The sequence below is a fragment of the Falsiroseomonas oryziterrae genome (genome assembly GCF_021864505.1).
Taxonomy (GTDB): Bacteria; Pseudomonadota; Alphaproteobacteria; order Acetobacterales; family Acetobacteraceae; genus Falsiroseomonas; species Falsiroseomonas oryziterrae.
Genome location: NZ_JAKJIB010000248.1, coordinates 1 through 6,429 on the forward strand (window position 1 = coordinate 1; position 6,429 = coordinate 6,429).

Genomic DNA, 6,429 nt, shown 5'->3' on the forward strand with positions numbered 1-6,429 from the left:
CGACGCGCCGCGCGATCTCCGACACGCTGGCCGCCATCTCCTCGGCGGCAGCGGCTACGGATTGCACGTCGCCGCGCGCCCGCGCCCCGGCCTCGGCCACCGCCGTCGCCTCCTCGCGCGAGGTGGCGGCGGCGCCCGACAGCGCGCCGGCGCTGTCCTGCAGCCGTTCCGCCGAGCTCGCCACCGCCTCGACCACCGCGCCGACCTCGCGTTCGAAGGTGTCCGCCAGCCGCACCTTCTCCGTCGCCAGCTGCCAGGACAGCATCGCGCCGGAATAGGCGCCGCCGGCGTCGCGGATCGCCGAGACGCGCAGTTCGATCACCTCGTCGCCGATCCGGATCCGCGCGCTGTGCGGCAGGCTGTCGGGTTCCGACAGGCGGCGCCGATCCGGCTCCGGCAGCCGGTGGAAGGCGTCGATGCCCTGCCCGAGCAGCTGCTCCGGCGGCACCGGCAGATGCGCCTTGATGCGGTCAAGCAGCCTGTGCGTCTCGGCGTTCATGTAGGTGATGCGGAAGTCGTCCCGCGGATCGGCGTTCATCACCGCCGCCGGCAGCTGCCCCAGCATCTGGCCCTGGGCGAAGGCCTGCCCGACCGTGCCGCGCAGCGTCTCCAGCGCCTCCGCGATGGTGCCGATCTCGTCCCGGCGCCCGCGATCGGCGACCGTCACCTGCGTGTTGCCGCCGGCGATCGCGCGCATCGCGCCGGCAAGGCGGCGCAGCGGCGCGCCGATGCTGCGCGCCATCGCCACGCCCGACAGCACCACGATCGCTGCGATCGCCAGCCCGATCCAGAGCGTCAGGTCGCGCGCGCGTTCCGACGCCTGCACGAGGCTGCTCCGGCGTTCGGCGGCGATCAGATGCCCGGCCTCGCCGAAGGACAGGAGCTGCCGCTGCAGCGCCTCGCGCGCCGGGCCGACCTGTTCCGCGCGCAGCCGCGCCACGCGCTCCCCGGCCAGCAGCACCTCCTCGGCCGCCTGCGCGATCGCCTGCGCGCGTTCGTTCAGGCGGCCGAGATCCTCGCGCAGCCGCGCCGGCGCCTCCGCCGAGGCAAGGCTGCGTCCGTGCACGCGCAGCTGCGCGATGCCGCGCCGCACGCGGCGAAGCTGCGACTCCTCGCCCGTCGCCAGCAGGCGCTGCGCACCCAGGCGGGTGTCGTTCACCGCCGCATGCACGGTCATCAGGCGCTGCCGCACCTCTTCCTGCGCCGCCCCTTCGAGATCGAAGCCGAGCGCGCCGCTCACCGCCTCGAACATCGGGTCGTAGTCGGCCGATTGCGCGAAGAGTCGCTCGTCCCGCGCCCGGATCAGCTCGACGCGCTGGTCGGCCAGCGTGGCGAGCGCCTCGCGATAGGCCGCGGCGGCGCGCTTCAGGGCGTCGAGCGCCCGCGACAGGGCCGGCGTCTCCGCCGTCGCCACGCCGGCCGCGACCTCGGCCAGACCCTCTTCCAGGCGGCCGAGCAGCCGCGCCCGGGCCGGCGCCTGGCCGGCGGCATCCGGAGTCAGCAGCAGGTCGCGCTCGAGCACCGGGACCTCGCGCACCAGGTTGGCGCCGACCTCGATGCGGTTGAAGGCGGCTTCCTGCTGCGTCTCGGCGCGCTGCAGCCCCGCGACCCGCCCCGTCTGGTGCCAGACGGCCGCGACGAGCACGGCCAGCATGGCGACCGCGAGCACGGCGGAGGCCCCGAGCTTCCGGCCGACGGACAGGTTCAGGAAGGCGCGCATGGGCAGGGTCCGGACAGGATGCTTCCCGCGCCTCGTGCCATGCGGTCGCTTGACGTGCCGTGAACGCACACCCCTTGCGCGGACTCGCCCGCCTGCGCCATGCGGGGCCGGCAATGCTGCACATCATCAAGCTCTGCGTCGGGGTGAAGGAGGTCGCCGAACTCGAGGCCTGGCAGGCGCAACGCGCCCGCCTCGATCCGCCGCTCCGCCACCAGACCCGGATGATGCCGAAGCGGGTGCCCGAGATCCTCGACGGCGGCTCGCTCTACTGGGTGATCGGCGGCTTCGTCCGCGTCCGCCAGCGCATCCTCGACGTGCGCGAGGAGCAGTGGGACGACGGCAGCGCCTGCTGCGGCCTGGTGCTCCACAAGGATCTGGTGCCGGTGGAACTGCGCCCGCAGAAGCCCTTCCAGGGCTGGCGCTACCTCGACCCCGCCGCCGCCCCGCCCGACCTGGCGCGCGGCCAGGTGCCGGCGGTCGGTATCGAGAAACTGCCCCCCGCCCTGCGCCGGCAGCTTGCGGAGCTTTGTCTTATCTGAGCGTTATCGCGCTATCAGGCTCGCAGGGCTGTCGCCGGGGCCTGCCAACTAGGGGCATATAGAGACGAACGATGACGCCTGTTCTGAAGCGGCTGGCTCTCGGCATCCCGCCGATTCGCCGGTTGTACGAGTCGCGGAACCTCTTGGCCTCTCAACTCGCCGCCATGCAAGCCGCTGCGGCGACCGAGGCTGGCAGCCCATTCCTGCATTACCACGCCTCCTTCGACCCGATTGAGGTCATACGTCGGCACGCGCTGCCTGATCCGTCGCCGATGCCGGGCCAGTTCACCAACTTCCTCGGCGTCAGGATGGCGCCTCGCTTCCTCGCGGGGCTGCTCGACGGCAAGGAGGGCCAAGTCGAGGGTCTCCCGATTCCAGCCAACTGGCATGCCGATGTCGCGGAATGGGGCGCGGCGCTTCGTGCGGTCGACTTGGCGCGCGGCAGCTTCGCTGTCGCCGAGCTCGGCTGCGGATGGGGATGCTGGCTGAACAACACCGGCGTTGCAGCTCGTCGCGCCGGCCTCGCCGTTACCCTACTTGGCGTTGAGGGGGACGACGGCCATGTCGCCTTCGCGCTTGAGGCAGCAACGACCAACGGCTTCACGCCCGAGCAGATCACGATCCGCCGCGGCATCGCAGCGGCGCAGTCCGGTGTCGCGCTGTTCCCTCGGCAGGGACGAGCGGGCGCCCATTGGGGGCTCGAGCCGGTGTTCGGCGCCACCGAGGCGGAGCGCGCCCGCGCCATCGCTGCGGGAAGCCACGACGAGCTGCCGATGGTTTCTCTCGATGAGCTTCTGGCTCCGGTCGCGCGCCTTGACCTTTTGCATGTCGACATTCAGGGCGGCGAGGCCGACTTGGTCGACGGCTGCCTCGACCTGCTTTACGAGAAAGTCGCCTATGTGGTCATCGGCACCCATTCGCGGCAGATCGAAGGACGGCTGATGTCGTCGCTTCTCGCGGCGGGGTGGCGCCTGGAGATCGAGCGGCCGGCTATCCTCGTTATGACAGTCGATGGACCATTGGTCCGGGTGGACGGCGTTCAGGGTTGGCGCAATCCGGCGCTTCTACCGCCGGAACGGGGCTGATACCGCACCAGCATGAGTCCGGCAGTGGCAGCGCACGCTGCGGGTTGCCAAGAAACGAGGGACCGCCCATGCCATCGCCACAGCACGCCGCGATGTTCGACCTCACCGGGCGCGTCGCGCTCGTCACCGGCGCCTCGCGCGGCCTCGGCGCCGCGATGTCCACCGGCCTCGCCCGCGCCGGCGCCGAGGTGATCCTGAACGGCCGCGATCCCGCCACGCTGGAAGCGCAGGCCGCGGCGATGCGCGCCGAGGGCCTCAAGGTCCGCATCTCCGCCTTCGACGTGCGCGACCCGGCCGCGATCGAGCGCGCGGTGGCGGAGATGGGCCCGGTCGACATCCTGCTGCACAACGCCGGCAACCAGTATCGCGGCCCGGTCGAGGAGCTGACCGAGGAAGGCTGGCACAGCGTGCTCGACACGCATCTGACGGCGCTGTTCCGCCTCTCGAAGCTGCTGGTGCCGGGGATGAAGCAGCGCCGCCGCGGCAAGATCATCGCGACCGGCAGCCTCGCCTCCGACCTCGGCCGCGGCACCATCACGCCCTATTCGGCGGCCAAGGGCGGGCTGAAGATGTTCATCCGCGCGCTCGCGGTCGAACTCGGTCCGCACAACATCCAGTGCAACGCGATCGGCCCGGGCTGGTTCGACACCGAGATGAACAAGCCGCTGCTGAACAACCCCGAATGGCTCGCCACGGTGAAGCGCCGCTGCCCGGCCGGGCGCTACGCCGCGCCCGAGGAGATCGCCGGCACCGCGGTGTTCCTGGCCTCGCCGGCGTCCGACTTCGTTTCCGGTCAGCTGATCTTCGTGGATGGCGGCGTGACCGCCAACATGATGTAGGCGGCTACAGCGCGAGCCCGGCTGCCACCAGCGCGGCGTTGCCGGGCGCCACGCCGCCGTCTGGCAGTTCGGCGACATCCTCGAGGCCGAGGCGCAGCATCAGCCCGAGCGCGGCGGCGCGGCGCGCCATCGGCCAGGCGCTGCGCCCGAAGCCGTGCAACTGCCGCTCCGGCGCGCCGTCCAGCCGCGCCAGGATCGCGGTGGCGAGCGCCTCGGCAGGGATGGGCTCCACGTCGTCGATCTCGACCAGCACGCGCCGGCAGAGCGGGAGCAGGTCGAGGGCCAGCAGCCGGTCCAGGTCCGCCAGCGAGGCGACCCCGGCCTCCACGCCGATGCCGCCGCGCAACAACGCCTCCATCACGGCCGGTGCGGTGGGCTCCGAGAGATTGACCGAGGCCTCGTCCGGCCGCGCCTCGGCCGGCAGCGCAGCCCAGCCGCGCACGCAGGCGATCTGCCGCGCATCGTCATGCTCGATCCAGTCACCCGTGCTGACCGAGATCGGCAGGCCCGGCGCGGCGCGGCGCATCGCTGCGACGGCGGCGCCAACCGTCTCTGGTTCGAGCGTCTCCTCCCCGGCCGCATCGCGCTGATGGATGTGGAGCGCGACGACGCCTGCGGCCGCGCAACGCGCCGCGTCGACGGCCAGGGCTTCCGCCGTGATGGGCAGGGCGGGGTGGAAGCCCACCGCCCGCGCGCCGTTGAGACAGGCCTGGATGCGACGTGCCACGCGCGGAGCGGTCCCTTCTTCGGTCGGCGGAGTATGCGCCAAGCCGCGCCGCGCGCCAGGGCGCGGGCTTGCGCCCAGCGCCTTGGGGCGACCATATCCCGCCGATGGATCTCGACTTCACCGAGAACGAGCTGCGCCGCTACTCGCGCCACATCCTGCTCGCCGAGGTCGGCGCGGTGGGCCAGGCGCGGCTGCGCGCCGCGCGCGTGCTGGTGGTGGGGGCAGGCGGCCTGGGCTCGCCGCTCGCGCTCTATCTCGCCGCCGCCGGGGTCGGCACGATCGGCCTCGTGGACCACGACACGCTGGAGCTCTCCAATCTCCAGCGCCAGGTCGCCCACGTCACCGCGCGGATTGGCCGCAACAAGGCGGAAAGTGCGGCGGAAACACTCGCCGCGCTGAACCCGGAGGTGCGGGTCGAGACGCATGCGCGGCGCATGGATGCCGAGGCCGCGCGGGACCTCATCCCGCGCTACGACATCGTCTGCGACGGCACCGACAATTTCGCCACGCGCTTCCTGCTCGGGGACGCCTGCCACCTGCTCGGCCGGCCGCTGGTCTCCGCCGCCGTGCTGCGCTTCGAGGGCCAGCTTTCCGTCTTCCGCAGCCATGCGGGCGTGCCGCATCCGTGCCATCGCTGCCTGCACCCCGAGCCACCGCCGGAGGGGCTGGTGCCGACCTGCTCGGAAGCCGGCGTGCTCGGCGCGGTCACCGGCGTGATGGGCACGCTGCAGGCGACCGAGGTGCTGAAGCTGATCCTCGGCATCGGCGAGACCTTGTCGGGGCGCCTGCTGCTGTGGGACGCGCTGGATGCGCGCTTCCGCACCGTGAAGCTGAGGCGCGACCCGGCCTGCGCGCTGTGCGGCGAGGCCGCGACGATCCGCGACCTGGCGGCGCATGAGCACGTGCCGCAGCCGGCCTGCGCGCTGTGAGCAGGCCGCTCGGCGTCCTGCTGGTGTCGGGCGGGCATGAGCGTGCCCATTACGCGCTGGTGGTCGCCACCGCCGCAGCTGCGGTGGGCCGCGACGCGGTGCTGTTCGCCACCAATGCCGGCTGCCGGCTCTTCGACGCGGCGCGGCCGCTCGAAGCCGATCCTCGCGAGGCTGAGCTGGAGGCCAAGGGCGTGGCGGGGATCGGCACGCTGCTCGCCGCGGCGGAGGAGCTCGGCCTCCGCCGCATCGCCTGCGAGGCGGGGCTCAGGGCCGAGGACATGGCGGCCGTATCGTTACGCCCCGGCGTCGAGGTGGCCGGTATCGTCACCTTCCTCGCCGCGGTCGGCGACGGACAGATCGTCACCCTGTGAACGCGGCTTGACCCGACGCGCCGACATGGCACAGGGATCGTCCATGCCCTTCGATGTCGTTCGGCGTGGAGCCGTCCCGGCGCTGCTGTTGCTCGCGCTCGGTGCCGGCCCGGCCTGGCCGCAGCAGCCGCTGGCCGCGCCGGGCAGCCTGCCACCGCCACGGCCGATCCAGGCCCCGGCGGCGAGCCCCGCCACGCCACCCGCCGCGACGACCACGCC

The 6,429-nt window shown here is 72.7% G+C and carries 7 protein-coding genes; 5 read left to right on the forward strand and 2 right to left on the reverse strand.

What is annotated here, in order from left to right:
- Positions 1-1,720 (reverse strand): HAMP domain-containing protein (locus L2I40_RS17030; protein WP_237216390.1); only part of this gene is annotated, 1,720 nt, incomplete at its 3' end.
- Positions 1,721-1,833: 113 nt separating this feature from the next.
- Here L2I40_RS17030 and L2I40_RS17035 point away from each other — a divergent pair.
- The 3 genes from L2I40_RS17035 (at position 1,834) to L2I40_RS17045 (ending at position 4,183) form a co-directional block, all read left to right on the forward strand.
- Positions 1,834-2,259, forward strand: a complete 426-nt coding sequence (locus L2I40_RS17035; RefSeq protein WP_237216391.1) for a DUF1489 family protein — start codon at positions 1,834-1,836, stop codon at positions 2,257-2,259.
- A 71-nt stretch (positions 2,260-2,330) separates the two neighbouring features.
- Positions 2,331-3,344, forward strand: coding sequence for a class I SAM-dependent methyltransferase (locus L2I40_RS17040; protein WP_237216392.1), 1,014 nt, complete (start codon positions 2,331-2,333; stop codon positions 3,342-3,344).
- A 68-nt stretch (positions 3,345-3,412) separates the two neighbouring features.
- Positions 3,413-4,183, forward strand: coding sequence for an SDR family NAD(P)-dependent oxidoreductase (locus L2I40_RS17045; protein WP_237216393.1), 771 nt, complete (start codon positions 3,413-3,415; stop codon positions 4,181-4,183).
- A gap of 4 nt (positions 4,184-4,187) precedes the next feature.
- On the opposite strand, the gene L2I40_RS17050 is transcribed toward L2I40_RS17045, so the two are convergent.
- Complete coding sequence (locus tag L2I40_RS17050) at positions 4,188-4,910, reverse strand: 3-keto-5-aminohexanoate cleavage protein (protein ID WP_237216394.1); 723 nt, start codon at positions 4,908-4,910, stop codon at positions 4,188-4,190.
- 104 nt (positions 4,911-5,014) lie between these two features.
- Between L2I40_RS17050 and L2I40_RS17055 the strand changes: the two genes are divergently transcribed.
- Both L2I40_RS17055 and L2I40_RS17060 read left to right on the forward strand, forming a co-directional pair.
- Entirely contained in the window at positions 5,015-5,839 is an 825-nt protein-coding gene (locus L2I40_RS17055; RefSeq protein WP_237216395.1) for a HesA/MoeB/ThiF family protein, read from the forward strand.
- Positions 5,836-6,210: a DsrE family protein gene (locus L2I40_RS17060; protein ID WP_237216396.1), complete on the forward strand. Its 375-nt coding sequence runs from the start codon at positions 5,836-5,838 to the stop codon at positions 6,208-6,210. Before L2I40_RS17055 ends, L2I40_RS17060 begins: the two co-directional genes overlap by 4 nt.
- Positions 6,211-6,429: the final 219 nt, after the last annotated feature.

Coding starts and splice junctions, on each gene's coding strand:
- L2I40_RS17035 (WP_237216391.1), top strand. CDS start 1,834: ATGCTGCACATCATCAAGCTCTGCGTCGGGGTGAAGGAGGTCGCCGAA.
- L2I40_RS17055 (WP_237216395.1), top strand. CDS start 5,015: ATGGATCTCGACTTCACCGAGAACGAGCTGCGCCGCTACTCGCGCCAC.
- L2I40_RS17045 (WP_237216393.1), top strand. CDS start 3,413: ATGCCATCGCCACAGCACGCCGCGATGTTCGACCTCACCGGGCGCGTC.
- L2I40_RS17040 (WP_237216392.1), top strand. CDS start 2,331: ATGACGCCTGTTCTGAAGCGGCTGGCTCTCGGCATCCCGCCGATTCGC.